Consider the following 15,603-nt stretch of genomic DNA (forward strand, 5'->3'; position numbering starts at 1 on the left):
TTACATTAACGGTAATAACCGATTGTGTGTGAATACGCAACTATTTATACTTGTTGAACAATCAAAACCTAATACCTTCTGCGTCGCTTATCTAGCTAAAGCTAAAAATAATCGCTACAATTATGTAATACTTTTTAATACTGATTGTAAATTTGAGGTCAAAGTAAACTTTGTCTCTTCAGAACTAATTTGCCATAATTCTGATAGCACAGGTATGGTTTTTTCAACATCCCAAGGCATTAAAATTTTTTGATTAAGGCTTGCGAATGGCCCATCAGTTTCAGTTAATATGCGTTCTTTAGGCATTTCTTTTACTAAAGATTTCCCTTTTTTAGTTGCAAGCATTGCTGGCCCAACTGAAAACCAACATCCCAAAGATATAGCTCTTTTAAGCTGCGTTTGTGTGCCAGTAAACCAGTGCAATATCGGAATCCCTGCATCCTGATACTGAGCAAAACAATCAAGAAAGGAATCAACCGCAGCTCGGCTGTGAATTGACATTATGCGGCCACCAGCTTTTTTTGTAGAACCTAAGATGTGTTCTAAAACATAGAGTTGAATATCTTTATATTGTGCATAGCCTTTACTACCATCTAATCCTATCTCTCCAATGTATTTTGCACCTGATACTAATTCATCAAATAAATCGACCTCCTGATGACGTTCATGTGCCAACTGAGGATGTAGTCCTAAAGAAGTCCTGATGCGCTTACAGCCTTCAGCTAATGCTTTAGTGCCTTGCCATGCTTTTGGTGTAGTTGTGACAGAAAGAACATAAATATTTTGTTGGTCGCACCGCTGAACTACCGTTTTTGGATTGGGATAAAGATCAAGGTGACAGTGCATATCGATCATGAGAGAATTCCCTCCTTTTGTAGAAATTCTTCTACTTCTTTTATCCCACGTAGGAAAACTTGCTTATATTTATCAAATTCTACTGAGTCCAGTGTAAGTGGGCCACTGTCAGATAGCCATGCGTTAACATTTTTTGTTGATAATCGTTGAATTGCTATCATTAAGGCGAATAAATCATCACGGTTTTTTAGATCATGCTTAACAATTGATAAATTTGGATATTCATATAAAGTTAGGTCTGTAATGCCTGAAGACATGAAAGCAGCCCGTCTTATAAGGCAAGGGACACATTTACCACACTGCTTGCCTTTACGCTTCCATTTGCTACAAGATACAGTGCTAGATACAATTTCGTGCAAAACATGCTGATTATTGCATTCACTGAGCATTTCACCCTTTGTTTTAAATTGGTAAGGATTAATAATAGTTGTTTTTATTTGTACAGCATCAAAGATAGACTGTATTAAGCTTAAGAAATAAGGATGTGTTGTTCGAGTGCTTAAAGAACCTACTCTTCTGGAGGTTAGTGGAGCATTTATTGAAATGAATCCATTTTCTGGGACATAGAGTGGAATATTCTCTAATTGATTTACTTTAGCTACAACAAATGCTCCAACTGCTCCAAAAGCTAAAAAGTTCAAGCTCCTTGTACGCATTGTAATATCAGTCTTTCCATTCACTGATAGAGGATTAGCATTGACTGAAAATCGTGAAAATTTGCCCAAAAACTTTTTGGCAATATAGTTTTGGCGGGATTTATCTCCTTTGTAGGCATGGCTTATTAATAAAGGAGACTTATCTTTTTCTATGAGGTCAATTACCCCAATCGCACTGTCAAGACCTCCTGAGAATAAAGATACGCAGTCTCTTCCACGAAGATGGGTTAAGCGATATCTATGATGCCGAGAATAGGGATCAGGTGGGCTATATCCTCCTTCGGTAATTTCTAGGCTCCATAAATCACCACTGAGAAAATGCAAAGCTTTCTCAAAGTTTTGTATCTGGTTTAGCCAAACTGTTGGCTGATATAGAGGAACTTTCAGTCTAATATTTCTTGTCCAGCCATCATCTGCCATTTTTCTTAGGACAAAAGTATCGGCAGCAGTCACTGCTAATGCCAGTGTCATAAAATCAAGTTCGGTGGGTGAGATATAAATCCCTAATCGCTTGATGGGATCTATCAAAGGACTACCAATAGTTGCAATATTTCCTTGTTGGCGACCATGAAGTCCATATATTTGTACTGGGATTACCTCGTCGGATAATTTTGGAAGACGTTGGGGAATATGATCTACCACTACTGTTATCACTGATATTTCTCCCATTCTGACCATACAGCATTGATGACATCGCGCTGTATCCTAGCTATTTGGCTTTTTGTTAATGACCGAGCATTACCGCTGAACATGGGAGCCATATGGATATCAACCTCAACTTTAATAAGCTCTCTTAATGAGTTCTCCGCTGCAATTGCCTGACTTGGTGTGTCTGCTTTTATCCATGCTTGACCTGCATCTTGTACCACTTGTAAGAAAATACTTTCAGACACATAGACAATCATTGTATTGATAATCATGTCATCAGTAATTGCATTGGAGTCAAAAATAGCTACTCCATCAAGGGCCTCTGCAAGCGCACAATTCATTGCACTACGAATTTTGTCAGAATCTCCTCCAGAGGGAGTTAAGGCTTGAGTGATACTATTGATTGCAGCTTCCGATGGCATTCCAGCCAAAGAGCCTACATCAATAGCAACGTCTCCATCTGCTACACTACCTCCACCAGTCAGGGTGTGATACAGTGCAGCGCCTGCTTTTACTGTATTGCCTAGTCTTCTAGCTGCGGTAGTCCGACCTCCGGTACTTTTCCTCGCGTAGTGTCCTAAAGCTGACTTGAGTGCTGATGGATTGCCAGTACTAACAAAGTTCCCAAATGCTTGGCGAAAAGGTTTAAAGCGTAACGATTGAGGAGTTGGCAAAGGTTGTTGTGGCTGGTCATCCGCCCAAGGTGGTACTAGAGATGATTTGCCTCCAGGGCCAGGATGTGATTGTGATGTCCCCACTATGTGCCCTTATACCACTGTTTATCTTTTAGGGATGCTTTCATCCACGGTTTTTGATCATCAAAACTGTGAATGTACCGACTTAGGAATTTTGCTGCTTCTGGAGAAGAATCGGCAAGTAAACATGCACCTGCAAAGCCATCGGGCTGCTTAGTCCAGTCTGATGTTTGCCTTAAATGACTAATAAGCCCTTCCATCACAGGTACTTGTTCTGCTACTGGTAACATTCTTAAAGCGTCTTTTGCAGCAGTAGAGGAAATATTTTTAGTCTTCACAAGTGTTTCCAAGGCTTCGCGGGCATCTGGAGATAACCCAATTGCATAAACACCAATAGGCATAGTCTCTCTAGACAAATAGACTGCTGCCCGTAAATCCACACCTTGTAATTCAGGCTTAAGTTTACTCCATTTTTGAATAAAATCTGAGTTTCTTTCCCAACTTTTTGGTAAGCCAGAAGGAAGTTGCTCCCCATCCAAGGTTTCAAGCTCTTTAAGAATCTTCGGTTTACCTGCTTCAGCGTCAATCAGTCGGTAAAGGTCTGAAGTTGCTTCTGCACCAGCACAGCGCTCAAATATAACCAACTTGGTGATAATGCCTTCATCTAGAGGCATTCCACGACGTTTTGCAGTTTTTGTTCGCATCTTTACTACATTTAGCAAGCGTTTAACAATGCGAGGATTACCTTGAATACTTGGGGAAGTGGCTAGAATAGGTGTAATTCGATCAGCTAAGTCAAAAGCTTCAACCAAACTTTGACTGCTGGCTGCACCAATTATCTCTAGTAGCTTGTCTGTTTTAATAGGATCTTCTTTCCAAGATTGTTGAAGCGATTGTTCCAACTCACATCGGAGTTTCTCCAAGGTGGTGTTATCAATGCGATGTTCGACAGCAAATAACATAAATAAATAAGCCCTTATCTCACGAATCCCAACTTTGGGTACTCGAATAGGCATCTGTATGAGTTTGTCAATGTAATCAATCTGGTGGCGATCGCTTGTGCCCTTAAAGTAATCAGCAACCGCACCTCTAATCATGTCTTCATCCGCTGCAATAATAAATGCAGTATTTGGGAGAAACAGGAATAAGCGTATAGCTTCTAACGTATGAATAGTATTAGCTGGTAAACATCGATCAAGATTATCAATAATTACAACTAGGGTTTTTCCAAGTTCCGTGAGTATTTCACTATATTCTTGGCGAAAAGCCGCAATTTGTTGAGGCGGTGTAATTTTTGGAACATCTTTTAGGATTTCCGAGGTAGCTTTTTTTGCTTCTTCTGCTTCTTTTGTTATTTCTTTATAGTCGTTTTCTGTTGGTGTCTTCTCACCTTTAAATGCGTCTAAGAATTTTTCACTTGAACTAATTCCTCGAGCAAGCAGCCCTCCAGTCGGTACGCCGTGAGCTAACGCAACACCTTCTGCAACGAATCCCATAACGCGAAATATGTTGACTCGCGCTAAGAGGCCTTGTGTCTTTTGTAGCAAAGTTTTATTGTCTTTGACCGCATCATTTAGTTTAGTGGCGATTACCTCAAGAATTGCTACACGAGCATCATCGTAGCCTTGGTATAACCAAGCATCAAAATTGACAAGTATATATTTAGACTCTTCTCCATTTAAATTTTTCAAATCTTTCTCAATGAGCTTAAGTAAAGAAGATTTTCCTGCACCCCAGTTACCAAAGATGCCTAATGAGACTGGTAGCATCTCTGGTGCAGTCAGTATATCAACCGCTAATTCAGAAACTTCACCAAAATTTAAATAATCAATCTCTGACTCTCGATCTGCCCACATTCACATTTTCCTTTAAGTATTCATTTACGTAATAACGCAGAAGCTTTCAAGTTTTATGGTGAGAATAATACTTTTGCACCCACTATCGTAATATAACAATTACAAACGTTACTACAATACTTGAGCTTTTGAGTTTAGCATGTATCGCCTGTTGTTAAGTGGATGTTAATTAATAGGTCTAGGTAGATAGTCCAATGGCGGCAAATAATTATAACACCTACAAGAATTTGTGGTGTATGCCGATAATAGATTGTTTTTTAGGTATTTATTCTTACGTATTGACACAGTAACCCCATTCGTGAGAGGTTAGAATAAAGTGCCTTTTGTCAATCAGCTAAAATACTCAAAATAGTATTAATAAGAATGATAATCGTGTATGGGGGGAGGAGGCAAGCGACGCTTGCCTCCTCCCCCCATACACGATTATCATTATCTTAAAGGTACTTGACAACTTAAATAAGGTAAAAAAAAGTATTGTAACGACAGAATAACTTGGCAAAAATTAAGCAACATTTTTAGGTAAATTCAGTAATCAAACCAGAAAATAAAAAGCTGAGTTTACTACTATGCCCAAAACAGCAAAACGAAACTCTGACCACCCACACCGACATAATACTCCTACTATAGATAATGAAGCGATCGCCTCACACTTAGAAGCTTTATTAACACCAGTAGTTTTTGCTCAACAAAAATATTATAAGCAATTAGGATTACGAGATAGAATTCTGAATTTATCGTTAATGGTGGCAGCAGTATTAACACTATTATGGCGACAAGTTCCTGGTGTTCAAGAGTTAAATCGCCTGTTAGCACGAGAAGGTTTATTATGGTGTAAAGTTACCAAAGTTGCTCAACAATCACTTTCAGAAAGATTTTTAGTTTTCCCTGCTGAATTATTTGAAAGAGTTTTTAAAGATTTACTACCTCAATTACAACTGAATTGGAAACAACGACTACAACGACCATTGCCAGATAGCGTTAAATTTACGCTCTGTAATTTTGAAAGAATTTGGATTGCTGATGGCTCAACTCTAGAAGCCTTATTCCGTAAGCTCAAAAGCCTAGAAGACTTGAAAACAGGACAGTTAGCTGGAAAAATTTGTACAGTTATTGATTTGGTTACTCGTTTACCTGTTGAAGTTTGGTTTCACACTAATCCCGCAGCTTCGGACACTAATTTTGAAGCGGGGTTACTAAATTTAGTGACTGCTAAGACTTTAATTTTACTTGACAGAGGTTTTTATCATTTCCAGTTTTTACAACAACTTATTAATCAAGAAGTCCATTTTATTACTCGTTTAAAAGCCAAAGCATCTATTAAATATCTAAAGATTTTTAGCTATGACCATTATCTTAAAGACCGATTGATTCAACTTGGTACTGGTCATGGTGGCGCACCAGTACTAAGTTTACGTTTAATCGAAATAAAAGTTGGTAAAACTAGCTATTCTTACATTACTTCTGTCCTTGAACCACAAATTTTACCTCCTTATGTTGTGGCAGATTTATACCGCCGAAGATGGAGAGTTGAAGAAGCTTTTTACACAGTAAAACGCTTGCTGGGGCTATCTTATTTATGGACTGGTTCTATTAATGGTATCAAGCTACAAGTCCGATTCGGAGTAAACTGCGTTCTGAATGGCTTAACTGTAAAGGTAAGTCAGCAGATGCAGTCATTAAAAAGCTCAATCCGATTATTCGGGGACAAGCGAATTACTTCCGAGTTGGGGTAGCCTCCAAAATTTTCAATTCTCTTGACCATTGGTTATATGAGAAACAGAAAATGTATGCCAAACGCACTCATCGAAATAAATCTGATAGCTGGAGTAAGGCTAAATACTGGGGAAATCTAAATCTTGATAGACCATTTGACCGATGGGTTTTCGGTAATAAACAAACCGGAGCCTATATGTTGAAGTTTACTTGCTTCAAGATTGAAAGGCACATTCTTGTTAAAGGTAAATCATCACCCGATGACCCAAAATTAAGGGACTACTGGATTAAACGGCAAGAAGCTAAAACTAAATCCGAATTAATCAAAAGTAGGCAGAAGATAGCCCAAAGGCAACAATATGTCTGTCCTGTATGCGGGGAATCTTTATTAAATGATGAGGAGTTACATCTTCATCATAAAAAGCCAAAATCTCAGGGTGGTGGTGACAATTACGGCAACCTACAACTTGTACATCTGTACTGCCATCAGCAAATACATTCTGGAACAATTTGTAGTCTATGACTTGCTTGAGCCGGATGCGTTGCAAGGCGCAAGTCCGGTTCTGAGGGGGCGGGATTATAGCGATATAGTCCTGCTACCCGACCACAGTCCTGCCTACTAATGGTTGAAGAGAATCTGCTGATCATTGAAGATTTGTAGTATTTGTAATTAAGAATAATTTCAATAATACATTTGTAGTATATTTTTGTCTACTACATAGTTCTCTTGGATAGCGATGCCTACTGCGGCAAGCTACGCTGCGTGAATGCCTTGGCGGTAAAGGCTAATTTTAGATTTTTGCGTTTTTGAGTACGCAAAAATTCAGATAAATCCTTTTTCGAGCGAGGAAATGTAATGGATGCGATACTTACCACAAAGATAACTGCCCCGGTGAAACATTTGATTTACCACCTTGATGGTAATGAAGGTGACAGCCACTGCAAAGAGCAACCCACTGCTATCAGTTGGTCTAGCATGGAGATACATTTCCTCAAAACCTCGGCAACACTGTACCCGTCCCCGCATCCTTCTTCACTCTTACATACCCCTTGGTAGTATCGCTCTTGCTGTGTCCCAACTGGTCTTGCACCTGAAAAAGCGGTTTACTCTCCACCGCCTTCGTTGCATGAGAATGCCGCAACCAGTGACATGAAAACTTCACCTTCGCCACCTCGGAGATATCCTGAATCAACTTTTTAATTGCCCGATCGCTCAACGGCAACCCCCGCTTTTTTGGGTCAGGCGAGACATTCGGGAACACTGGCATTTTATCATTAGCCATCCTCCGATACTTCTTGAAAACGAGCGAAGTCTGATGGTCTAAGCCAATCTCCCGGTACTTCCCACCCTTACCCCAAAACTTAATTGTGTAGTACCCCCGCTGTCTATCCTCCGATAACGGGTCTGGCTGCCATTTAAAGTTGTACCAATACAACCCCGGATAATCTTCCTTGGGCTTACCCCGTTCGTCACCCGGAACCGTCACTCTACCAACTTCACCAACCCGCATCCCACTATAAAAAATCAAGTTAAAAACTAGCCAATACTGCCCCCCTAACTGCTTGGCAGCCTTACCCAGCTTCTCCATTTCCCAATCTTCTAGATACCGCTCTGCCTTCGGTAAATCACTGAAATTATCGTAATTTATCGTACTTGCAATATTCCGCAAAAAATAGCCAATACTCTCCCCACTCCCATAACTCCAGAGCGATCGCAATATCAATTTTTTTTCGCTGCTATTAATTAAGTCGTTACTTTTCTGCTAAAAAATTCAATTTAGAAAAGTGCGTCATTACAGATCCATGCCAGATCCACGAACGAGCCATTGCAGATCCATTACAGTGACAATGTTGATCCAATAGAGATCCATTTGTCTGAGATACGTATTCTATGTATAATTTTTATTTGCAACAATACTTGGCTATTGACAAAAATTATGCGATGAAAGATCCAATACAAATCCATTAGAGATCCATCACATATTCATCCAGCACTTGATTCGAGTAGCCCAAAAAAACCTTTGGTGAGTAGCAAGCTATGTTGCTGTCCGGACATTTTTTCTGGGGAGAAAAAACGCACCCCCAGGTGCGGCAACAAACTTGCCCTCTTTTCACGGTTCCCCTACCTAAGTAGGTCAACCACCGTGACAGAGGGGAAGATGATACGAAAATTCTCTCTGGGAGTTCAGCCTGGAAATTTCTGCAAGGTTTGGGCGAATTAGCTTTTTAATTGCGCGATGGGCTACGCTTGCCGTAGGCGATCGCTCGCTTTCGTTTGAGATACCCTTAGCGCTATCTTGACTTCCTTAGTACTCAACCAAAGCTATTGCAGCGCATTCTATTATCTCGCATCGCATCTTGGCATCGCATCAGAATCGTAAGTAACCGCTTGGTCAATGACAAATGATAGTGCAGTCGTCAAACTTAAAACAGCTAATGACTAATGCATCAATAATGCGACAGAAACGCTCACACAGGATAGACATTAGACTGACTTTGGCAGAATACGAGAAAGCACAGTTAATGGCAGATGAAAATAATCTCACTATGAGTGAGTTGTTTCGTGCCAAGACTCTGAAAAATAGATTGCCCAGGCGTGTCACCAAAGTAGCAGGCCAAACTTACTGGGAGTTGGGGAAAATAGGTAACAATCTCAACCAAATAGCTAAAGCAATCAATACTTCAGTACTCATGGGAGAACCTGTGGTTGTAGATAGAGCATTGTTGTCACAGGTAAGAGATTTGGTGAAACAGGTGCGGCGAGAGATTGCTGAAATTGATTTAATCACTGATTTGCAAGATGAAGCATGATTGGTAAGCACATCAAAGGTAAAAGTTTTCGGGGACTGCTAAACTACCTCTTTGGCAAAGATGGAGCAAGACAAATCGGTGGGAATATGGAAGGAACAAACCCACGGGAATTAGCAGCTGAATTTGGTATATCTCGAAGATTAAACCCAAAGGTGAGCAGGGCTGTTTATCACGCTTCTCTCAGTTTGGCCCACAAAGAGAGTTTAGATGATGATACTTGGGATGAAATCGCCCAGAAGTATCTGCAAGCAATGGGTTTTGATATGAACCAATATGTCGTAGTGCGGCATACTGACCGGACTCATGAACACATACATATTGCTGCCAGTCGCATTCAATTAGATGGCACTACAGTTTCTGATAGCTGGGACGATCGCAGAAGTGAAGCGGTAATTCGCAAGTTGGAGCAGGAATACAATTTACAATCAGTGCAACCAAGTTGGGAAAAAGATAAGCACAGTCCAACTACTGGTGAACGTAGGCAACTTGCCAGAACTGGAGAGGAGAGCGTTAGAGTGAGACTTCAGCGATCGCTCGACCAAGCAACCCACGACCATCCCACTATGCCAGAGTTAATAGAGCGAGAGCAACAACAAGGTATTAATGTCCGTGTTGGTTATACTCGCACAGGTATTGTCAAAGGCATTAGTTATCAACTTGATGGTGTGGCTTTTAGTGGTACGCATCTTGGTAAAGCATACACCTTTCCTGGTTTACAAAAGCATCGAGGTGTAAACTACAATCCCAAGCGGGATGACAAACGCATCCAAAAACTGATGGAGCAAGCTGTTGAAAATCCCACACCAGCAGTGCCTTCAAAACAGGATGACAAACGTATCCAGAAACTGATGGAGCAAACTGTTGAAAGTCCCACGCCAGCAATTACTCAAACAAACCCTTTGCCTACACGAGAACCAACAAACTGGGAGCAAATACGCCTAAACTTAAGCCAGCAGTACAATTTACCCAATTCTCTACTCACAAAACTGTATGAAAAGGGTTGGCTCTATGCAAGTCAAACAGGTCAAGCAATATTTGTGGAACGCACACTCGATGATCTTCCAACTCTTGCCAAGCAGCTAGAACCAACAGGTGACTTTACCGCCATTCCCCTGAACTCTGAACCGACAAAAAAAGGTAGTTTTTGGATTGCTACAGATGCCACAGTAGAAAGAGCAGTGCTACTAAGTGACCCGATTGAAGTTCTCTCTGTCATTGCCTTAGAATCAACTGTTGACAAAGAAAAGCGCAAACCTACATTGTATTGGAGTGTAAGCGATAGCGAGCAAATACCTTTAGAATTTTTGCGAGCGATCGATACAGTAGTCATCGCTTTTAAAGATAATGAGAAAGTTGAGGACTTGATAGCTGAGATACTGGCTGAACTACCTCAAGCCAAACAAGTTTCTCCCGGTGAAGCTGGTTGGAATGGGATGCTAACTAACAATCACTCGCAACCCAACCAAAGCCGAATACCAGAGCTTCAAGGTTGGGAACTTTGATATCAGTTATCATTAAAAGAAACACCATCCCATCTACTAAGGAACAGCCAACACCCGCAGGTGACTTTGGCTGCTAAGTTATCGGCGAGATAGTAGTTTAGATGTTGTCTGTCAGCATTTAGGGCTTCATGAACCGACACGCTCAGATGAAAATTTGAACAACACCTGTAATATTTTCATTGCCATACCAAATGGCTATCGCTTCCCAGTAGATGTTGTAAATATATAGTTGTCACCCCGATCTGAAATCCCTGGGAAAACGGAATCGGACAGACCTATTTTCAAATATTTGGTATGAACTGTGTAATCACTCTCAATTTATCTAAGCGTTCAGGATTTAATTATCCTATCGCTGCGGAAGTAACCATAATTTTCGTGCAACATTATGTTGCCAAAATTGTTAAGCAATGTTTCGCCAACAGTGTCTTCGCTATATCTACGCCAACACGCATAAAATTGTGTCAATGGTGATGAGTTTGACTTGACCTTCCAAATCCATTTCCCTCATCTTTTGTACTGCGATCGCAAAATTGAAGTGGCGGGAACGCTCGAAGTTTTGGAAAGTTTGGGATATTCATTTGCTCCAGGGTTCGCCCCTTTGATTGAGCAGCGCTATCGAGTGGTTGCATAAAATCTCTTGTGAATTTTTTCCCAGTACTGGGAATGGGAATTTTACCCACCGCGATCGCATTCCTCAAACCCATGACCAAGTTCATCCTTGATGTCTGTATGGCATTGTTCTTTTGAACGAGTACTGTAATACACCAGTACTTGAGGTGTAAACGTTCAACAGCCAGTATTTCCTCTGTTTAGCTCTTCCCGCTTCCAAGGATCAGTTTCTACCTCCCGCAGCGATCGCACGGTAATTGGATGAATTCGCAATTGCGATGTTGAGTCCCCGTCCACAGAAGTGATCAGAAGTTCCGCCCCGATCACAGCCATGTTTCAATCAACCGTTTGGATGAATCGGGATGATAGAATTTGGCTAATTGAAACTTTGAACAAGAAATTGTAAGTACGATATTTCTACATCGCAGTATAAAAAGAGCGAGGAAATGATGAAAAGTGAAATGAAGCATACAGTAAATAGTATTTATCAGATATTTTCGGATAAAGGCTACAAAATTCGTAGATTTACTATTATAAACAAGATATTGGAGATGCACCCCAACACTAAATACCCGTTATCTAACTATGAAACCAACGAAGTTATCAGAGCTTTGCTAGAAGGGATAAGACTAAGAAGAACAATAAACTCTGAAGTAAATAGTATTTATTGGACGTTGGTGGATAAAGACCATGAAATTAGTAAAACTACTATTGAAAATAAGATATTGAAGATGTATCCCAACTCTAAATACCCGTTATCTGACGATCAAATCAAGGAAGTTATGAGAGCTTTAGAAAAAGTGAACAGACCTACGACGAAACGTAAAGTAAATATTATTCATCGGACGTTGGCGGATAAAGGCTACGAAATTAATAGAACTACTATTATAAACAAGATATCGGAGATGTACCCCAACACTAAATACAGGTTATCTGACGATGAAAGCAACGAAGTTGTCAGAGCTTTGGAAAAAGAGACAAAGCTAAGAAAAGCAATAAATACAATAGGTTTTGGAGGTTTTGGCTAAATAATGAAAGCAAAATTCCAAGTAGGCGATCGCCATAAAATTCCCGAATGCGGGAAAATTCTTGCCCGTATTGATAAAGCATTAATGGTGACAATTAAATTTGAAGAGGTTATCTGGATCGACGGCAGCGTTCTGGTGGTATTTCACACACCTGCAAAATGCTGGCAGTTTAAGATAATTAATTCTACTGGTGAAGTTTTCGGCGAAGAGCGAATTTACTACACAGCCCTTGCAGCTTTGAACTCTGGGCGTAGTTGGCTGGGGTTGCCGGGAATGTGATTACTTCCAATGCTTTAGTGTGTTATTTTATTATCTACTCTATTTAGTCTTTCCAAAGTAATCGTACTTTCACACGGTAGCACATTCATTTTTAGGTTTTGTTGATGGAGCACGCAAATAATTTTCAAATCCTTTCCTTAAGCGGAGGAGGATTTCTCGGCCTCTACCAAGTTGTTGTCTTATGCGAATTAGAAGAAAAAGTCGGAAAGCCTATAGCGCAATGCTTCGACCTTTTGGCGGGAACTTCAATAGGCGGAATTGTAGCGCTAAGTTTAGCACTAGAAGTTCCTGCAACAACCATATTACATGCGTTTGAAAAACATGGGCAGAGTATATTTTCAGATAGACCTGTCCCACAGTCAACATTTGGTAAGATGCGTGACCTTGTACGCGCTCTAGTGAATCCTAAGTACAAGCATGATGGGTTGCGTAACGCACTACACGAATTCATTGACCCTTCAACACTTATTGGCGATCTCAAACATCCTGTTGTTATTCCTACCATTAATCTGACAAAGGGAAGACCACAAGTTTTTAAAACGCCTCATCATGAGCGCTTTGAGCGAGACCATCGTGTAAGCGTTCACGATGTTGCTTTAGCGACATCAGCAGCACCTACATTTTTTCCTTTAGCACAAATTGGGGATGAACTTTTCACGGACGGTGGGCTTTGTGCTAATATGCCTGATTCAGTGGCACTTCATGAAGCAGAGTACTTTTTTAAAATTCCTACAGAGCACGTTTCTATTTTGAGTATTGGAACGACTACTTCACAATTTTCCTTCTCACATAGTACTGGTCGAAATCTAGGAATCCTAAATTGGTTTTACGATACACGACTTATGTCTGTCATACTCTCCTCACAGCAGAAGCTGACGGAGTTTATGCTACTCCATAAATTAGGCGATCGCTATTTTCGCATTGACTCAATCCAATCAAAGGCTCAAGAACGTGATCTAGGACTTGACGTTGCAACTCCTAACGCTCAATCCACCATTAGAGGTTTAGCAAGTGCTGCGTTGCGTGAAGCAGTCTCTAGTCCAGTACTCCGCACAATGCTACAGCATACACCACCGACTCCTTATTTTTACTACGGCTCTCATCGAAGCTCAGATAATTCATAAAATTATGGGAATTGCCGCATCATTATTTTATAGTACTTCAACAGACAAACAAACACTTCATAGACGTATTATTCCTACTGATGAACAGATGGAGGCGCAACAACAACGATGGAATTACCTTGCAGATTATTTAAAATCTGAATTAAAAATAAGAAGCGGATACTCAATTTACTCATGGCTACAAGGATCTTATAAATTTGCTACTCAGTTACGTCCTCTTTCAATTGGTGATGAATTTGATATTGACTTAGGAATTTATTTTCAGTGGCAAGGGAAACCTCATCAAGGTAGTTTTTCTCCCTTGCAATTAAAAAAAATGGTGCAAGAGTGCATGGAGATTTATGCACAAGAACAAGATGATATAAAAAAAGTAGCGTCTCCTAAAATGAGATGTAATCGTCTTCATTATAAAGGCGATTTTCATATTGATACACCAACGTATCATTTAGATAGTTCACGCGATATGAGAGCGTTGGCGACTGAAGATGATCAGTGGGAAGATAGCGATCCAAAAGCAATTTATGTATGGTTTAAGAATAAAATCCCTGAGAGTATACGTGATCAAGTACGCCGTCTCATTCGTTACTTAAAAGCCTGGGCAAGTCTCAACCTTAAAGAAGGAGAAGGAAAACCTTCTGCAATTTTATTAACTATTTTAGTTGCAGAGTCTTATGCAACACTTAGTCAGGCAGAACGCTCAAGTGATGATGAAGCACTTGCTGGAATTCTTAGGTTAATATTAGCTCGACTGAAACGAAACCCAAGAGTATGTAATCCAGTAAATCTTACAGAAATCATATCTGATCGTCTTGGAAAAAATGGTATCACCGCATTGCAAAATCATATAGAAGCGTTTCATAGGATTACTCAAAAGGCTCTTGCAGCAACGACAGAAGTTGAAGCGGCTGATTTATGGAGCACAGTATATAAACATTTCTTCCCACTACCAGAAGCAAGAGAAGAAATCGTAAAGTTTTCAGAGTCAAGGCAGGATTCATTACTTCGTCAAGTATTTACACTTACAATTTTTGTCACCGCAGAACGAAAAAAGTCTTTATTCCGAAAAACTAATACTTGGAATAATGTAGATTTTATCGGGCCAATTCCAAAAGACTGCTCTATTACCTTTAAATTGATGAACTCTTCTTTTCTTCCTCCTAATTCAACTGTTGAATGGACAGTAAGAAATGAAGGATCTGAAGCTGAAATAAATAACGATCTCGGACATCAAGCAGGAAAAGGATTAGTTGCGACAGAACGTTCATCGTATAAAGGAATCCACTATATGGATTGTGTGGTGCGTCAGTACGGGCGAGTCATAGCAGTGAAAAGAGTTAAAGTAATTATAAACTAGTACCATATACTAAAGTTTTAGATAAATTTGTACTATCTTGCCCCTGGTGTCAGCTTGGCTATATATACGCCAGTTTAGATGGAGAAGGTAGAGAGTCAGCAGAAGTGGAACGAGTGATTCTGTTTCACATTGAAGCTTGGAATTGGAACTGTCCACAGCACATTCCTATTCGCTATTCTGAACAAGAAGTAGCGGCATTGCAAGCGAGAATAACTCAACTAGAGGAACTTCTTGCTAAGAAGCAGCAAATCTAATTTTTCTGAGTGAGCCAAGCCAATCAAAGGTTTCAGGCGAAAATTTATGTAAGTAAAATGTGGAAAAGTTGGTTCTAGTGCAGCTAACGCCACTTAGGAGTTATGTAAAAATAACTTGAACAATTAACTGACTACTTTGGGTTTGATAATATAGTTCCACTCACCATGAAAAGAATTTCGTTCGATTGCGATAGTATCAAGCTCTTGGTCTGTAACCTT

At 40.1% G+C, this 15,603-nt stretch carries 16 protein-coding genes and 2 pseudogenes; 10 read left to right on the forward strand and 8 right to left on the reverse strand.

Features of this window, described 5'->3' with window-relative positions; all coding sequences use genetic code 11:
* Positions 1-120: 120 nt before the first annotated feature.
* From qatD to AC1F2U_RS31070, 4 genes are read right to left on the reverse strand one after another with little or no spacing between them, the layout of a single operon-like run.
* Positions 121-855: a Qat anti-phage system TatD family nuclease QatD gene (qatD, locus tag AC1F2U_RS31055; RefSeq protein WP_480264618.1), complete on the reverse strand. Its 735-nt coding sequence runs from the start codon at positions 853-855 to the stop codon at positions 121-123.
* Positions 852-2,165: a Qat anti-phage system QueC-like protein QatC gene (qatC, locus tag AC1F2U_RS31060; protein ID WP_480264619.1), complete on the reverse strand. Its 1,314-nt coding sequence runs from the start codon at positions 2,163-2,165 to the stop codon at positions 852-854. The genes qatD and qatC overlap by 4 nt, the downstream gene beginning before the upstream one ends.
* On the reverse strand, positions 2,162-2,917 hold the full coding sequence (gene qatB, locus AC1F2U_RS31065; protein ID WP_480264620.1) for a Qat anti-phage system associated protein QatB: 756 nt from the start codon (positions 2,915-2,917) through the stop codon (positions 2,162-2,164). Before qatB ends, qatC begins: the two co-directional genes overlap by 4 nt.
* Complete coding sequence (locus AC1F2U_RS31070; protein ID WP_480264621.1) at positions 2,917-4,710, reverse strand: KAP family P-loop NTPase fold protein; 1,794 nt, start codon at positions 4,708-4,710, stop codon at positions 2,917-2,919. Before AC1F2U_RS31070 ends, qatB begins: the two co-directional genes overlap by 1 nt.
* A gap of 566 nt (positions 4,711-5,276) precedes the next feature.
* On the opposite strand from AC1F2U_RS31070, the pseudogene AC1F2U_RS31075 reads away from it, so the two are divergent.
* The 3 genes and pseudogenes from AC1F2U_RS31075 to AC1F2U_RS31085 all read left to right on the forward strand — a co-directional run.
* Positions 5,277-6,323, forward strand: a pseudogene (locus AC1F2U_RS31075) (IS4 family transposase); the annotation flags it as partial.
* Between the two features lie 62 nt (positions 6,324-6,385).
* Positions 6,386-6,493, forward strand: a pseudogene (locus AC1F2U_RS31080) (group II intron maturase-specific domain-containing protein); the annotation flags it as partial.
* Positions 6,494-6,946 carry an HNH endonuclease gene (locus AC1F2U_RS31085; RefSeq protein ID WP_480264622.1) on the forward strand — a complete coding sequence of 151 codons (453 nt, stop codon included), beginning with the start codon at positions 6,494-6,496 and terminating at the stop codon, positions 6,944-6,946.
* 300 nt (positions 6,947-7,246) lie between these two features.
* On the opposite strand, the gene AC1F2U_RS31090 is transcribed toward AC1F2U_RS31085, so the two are convergent.
* Together AC1F2U_RS31090 and AC1F2U_RS31095 are read right to left on the reverse strand one after the other, a co-directional pair.
* On the reverse strand, positions 7,247-7,450 hold the full coding sequence (locus AC1F2U_RS31090) for a hypothetical protein (protein ID WP_480264623.1): 204 nt from the start codon (positions 7,448-7,450) through the stop codon (positions 7,247-7,249).
* A complete protein-coding gene (locus AC1F2U_RS31095; RefSeq protein ID WP_480264624.1) occupies positions 7,416-8,093 on the reverse strand; it encodes a tyrosine-type recombinase/integrase in 678 nt (225 codons plus the stop codon). The genes AC1F2U_RS31090 and AC1F2U_RS31095 overlap by 35 nt, the downstream gene beginning before the upstream one ends.
* Before the next feature lie 766 nt (positions 8,094-8,859).
* Between AC1F2U_RS31095 and AC1F2U_RS31100 the strand changes: the two genes are divergently transcribed.
* Positions 8,860-9,234, forward strand: coding sequence for a plasmid mobilization protein (locus tag AC1F2U_RS31100; protein ID WP_228043408.1), 375 nt, complete (start codon positions 8,860-8,862; stop codon positions 9,232-9,234).
* Entirely contained in the window at positions 9,231-10,736 is a 1,506-nt protein-coding gene (locus AC1F2U_RS31105) for a relaxase/mobilization nuclease domain-containing protein (protein WP_480264625.1), read from the forward strand. The genes AC1F2U_RS31100 and AC1F2U_RS31105 overlap by 4 nt, the downstream gene beginning before the upstream one ends.
* 461 nt (positions 10,737-11,197) lie before the next feature.
* Here the strand turns inward: AC1F2U_RS31105 and AC1F2U_RS31110 are convergent, their stop codons facing one another.
* Together AC1F2U_RS31110 and AC1F2U_RS31115 are read right to left on the reverse strand one after the other, a co-directional pair.
* Positions 11,198-11,452 (reverse strand): hypothetical protein, encoded by a 255-nt coding sequence (locus tag AC1F2U_RS31110; RefSeq protein WP_480264626.1) that lies wholly within the window; start codon positions 11,450-11,452, stop codon positions 11,198-11,200.
* 70 nt (positions 11,453-11,522) lie between these two features.
* Positions 11,523-11,678 (reverse strand): hypothetical protein, encoded by a 156-nt coding sequence (locus AC1F2U_RS31115; protein WP_480264627.1) that lies wholly within the window; start codon positions 11,676-11,678, stop codon positions 11,523-11,525.
* 113 nt (positions 11,679-11,791) lie between these two features.
* Between AC1F2U_RS31115 and AC1F2U_RS31120 the strand changes: the two genes are divergently transcribed.
* From AC1F2U_RS31120 to AC1F2U_RS31140, 5 genes are all read left to right on the forward strand, one after another.
* Entirely contained in the window at positions 11,792-12,373 is a 582-nt protein-coding gene (locus AC1F2U_RS31120; protein ID WP_480264628.1) for a hypothetical protein, read from the forward strand.
* A gap of 3 nt (positions 12,374-12,376) precedes the next feature.
* The gene (locus AC1F2U_RS31125) at positions 12,377-12,652 is read left to right on the forward strand and encodes a hypothetical protein (RefSeq protein WP_480264629.1); all 276 of its coding nucleotides are present in this window, start codon (positions 12,377-12,379) and stop codon (positions 12,650-12,652) included.
* A gap of 104 nt (positions 12,653-12,756) precedes the next feature.
* Positions 12,757-13,776 carry a CBASS cGAMP-activated phospholipase gene (locus AC1F2U_RS31130; RefSeq protein WP_480264630.1) on the forward strand — a complete coding sequence of 340 codons (1,020 nt, stop codon included), beginning with the start codon at positions 12,757-12,759 and terminating at the stop codon, positions 13,774-13,776.
* A gap of 4 nt (positions 13,777-13,780) precedes the next feature.
* A complete protein-coding gene (locus AC1F2U_RS31135) occupies positions 13,781-15,130 on the forward strand; it encodes a CBASS cGAMP synthase (protein WP_480264631.1) in 1,350 nt (449 codons plus the stop codon).
* Between the two features lie 104 nt (positions 15,131-15,234).
* Positions 15,235-15,384, forward strand: a complete 150-nt coding sequence (locus AC1F2U_RS31140) for a hypothetical protein (RefSeq protein WP_480264632.1) — start codon at positions 15,235-15,237, stop codon at positions 15,382-15,384.
* Positions 15,385-15,603: the final 219 nt, after the last annotated feature.

It is taken from the genome of Nostoc sp. LEGE 12454, from assembly GCF_056620565.1.

Excerpts from the sequence above, each read along its gene's own strand:
- qatD (WP_480264618.1), bottom strand. The coding sequence starts at position 855 with ATGATCGATATGCACTGTCACCTTGATCTTTATCCCAATCCAAAAACG.
- AC1F2U_RS31070 (WP_480264621.1), bottom strand. The coding sequence starts at position 4,710 with ATGTGGGCAGATCGAGAGTCAGAGATTGATTATTTAAATTTTGGTGAA.
- AC1F2U_RS31085 (WP_480264622.1), top strand. The coding sequence starts at position 6,494 with ATGTATGCCAAACGCACTCATCGAAATAAATCTGATAGCTGGAGTAAG.
- AC1F2U_RS31090 (WP_480264623.1), bottom strand. The coding sequence starts at position 7,450 with ATGCGGGGACGGGTACAGTGTTGCCGAGGTTTTGAGGAAATGTATCTC.
- AC1F2U_RS31100 (WP_228043408.1), top strand. The coding sequence starts at position 8,860 with ATGACTAATGCATCAATAATGCGACAGAAACGCTCACACAGGATAGAC.
- AC1F2U_RS31105 (WP_480264625.1), top strand. The coding sequence starts at position 9,231 with ATGATTGGTAAGCACATCAAAGGTAAAAGTTTTCGGGGACTGCTAAAC.
- AC1F2U_RS31110 (WP_480264626.1), bottom strand. The coding sequence starts at position 11,452 with ATGAACTTGGTCATGGGTTTGAGGAATGCGATCGCGGTGGGTAAAATT.
- AC1F2U_RS31115 (WP_480264627.1), bottom strand. The coding sequence starts at position 11,678 with ATGGCTGTGATCGGGGCGGAACTTCTGATCACTTCTGTGGACGGGGAC.
- AC1F2U_RS31120 (WP_480264628.1), top strand. The coding sequence starts at position 11,792 with ATGATGAAAAGTGAAATGAAGCATACAGTAAATAGTATTTATCAGATA.
- AC1F2U_RS31125 (WP_480264629.1), top strand. The coding sequence starts at position 12,377 with ATGAAAGCAAAATTCCAAGTAGGCGATCGCCATAAAATTCCCGAATGC.
- AC1F2U_RS31130 (WP_480264630.1), top strand. The coding sequence starts at position 12,757 with ATGGAGCACGCAAATAATTTTCAAATCCTTTCCTTAAGCGGAGGAGGA.
- AC1F2U_RS31135 (WP_480264631.1), top strand. The coding sequence starts at position 13,781 with ATGGGAATTGCCGCATCATTATTTTATAGTACTTCAACAGACAAACAA.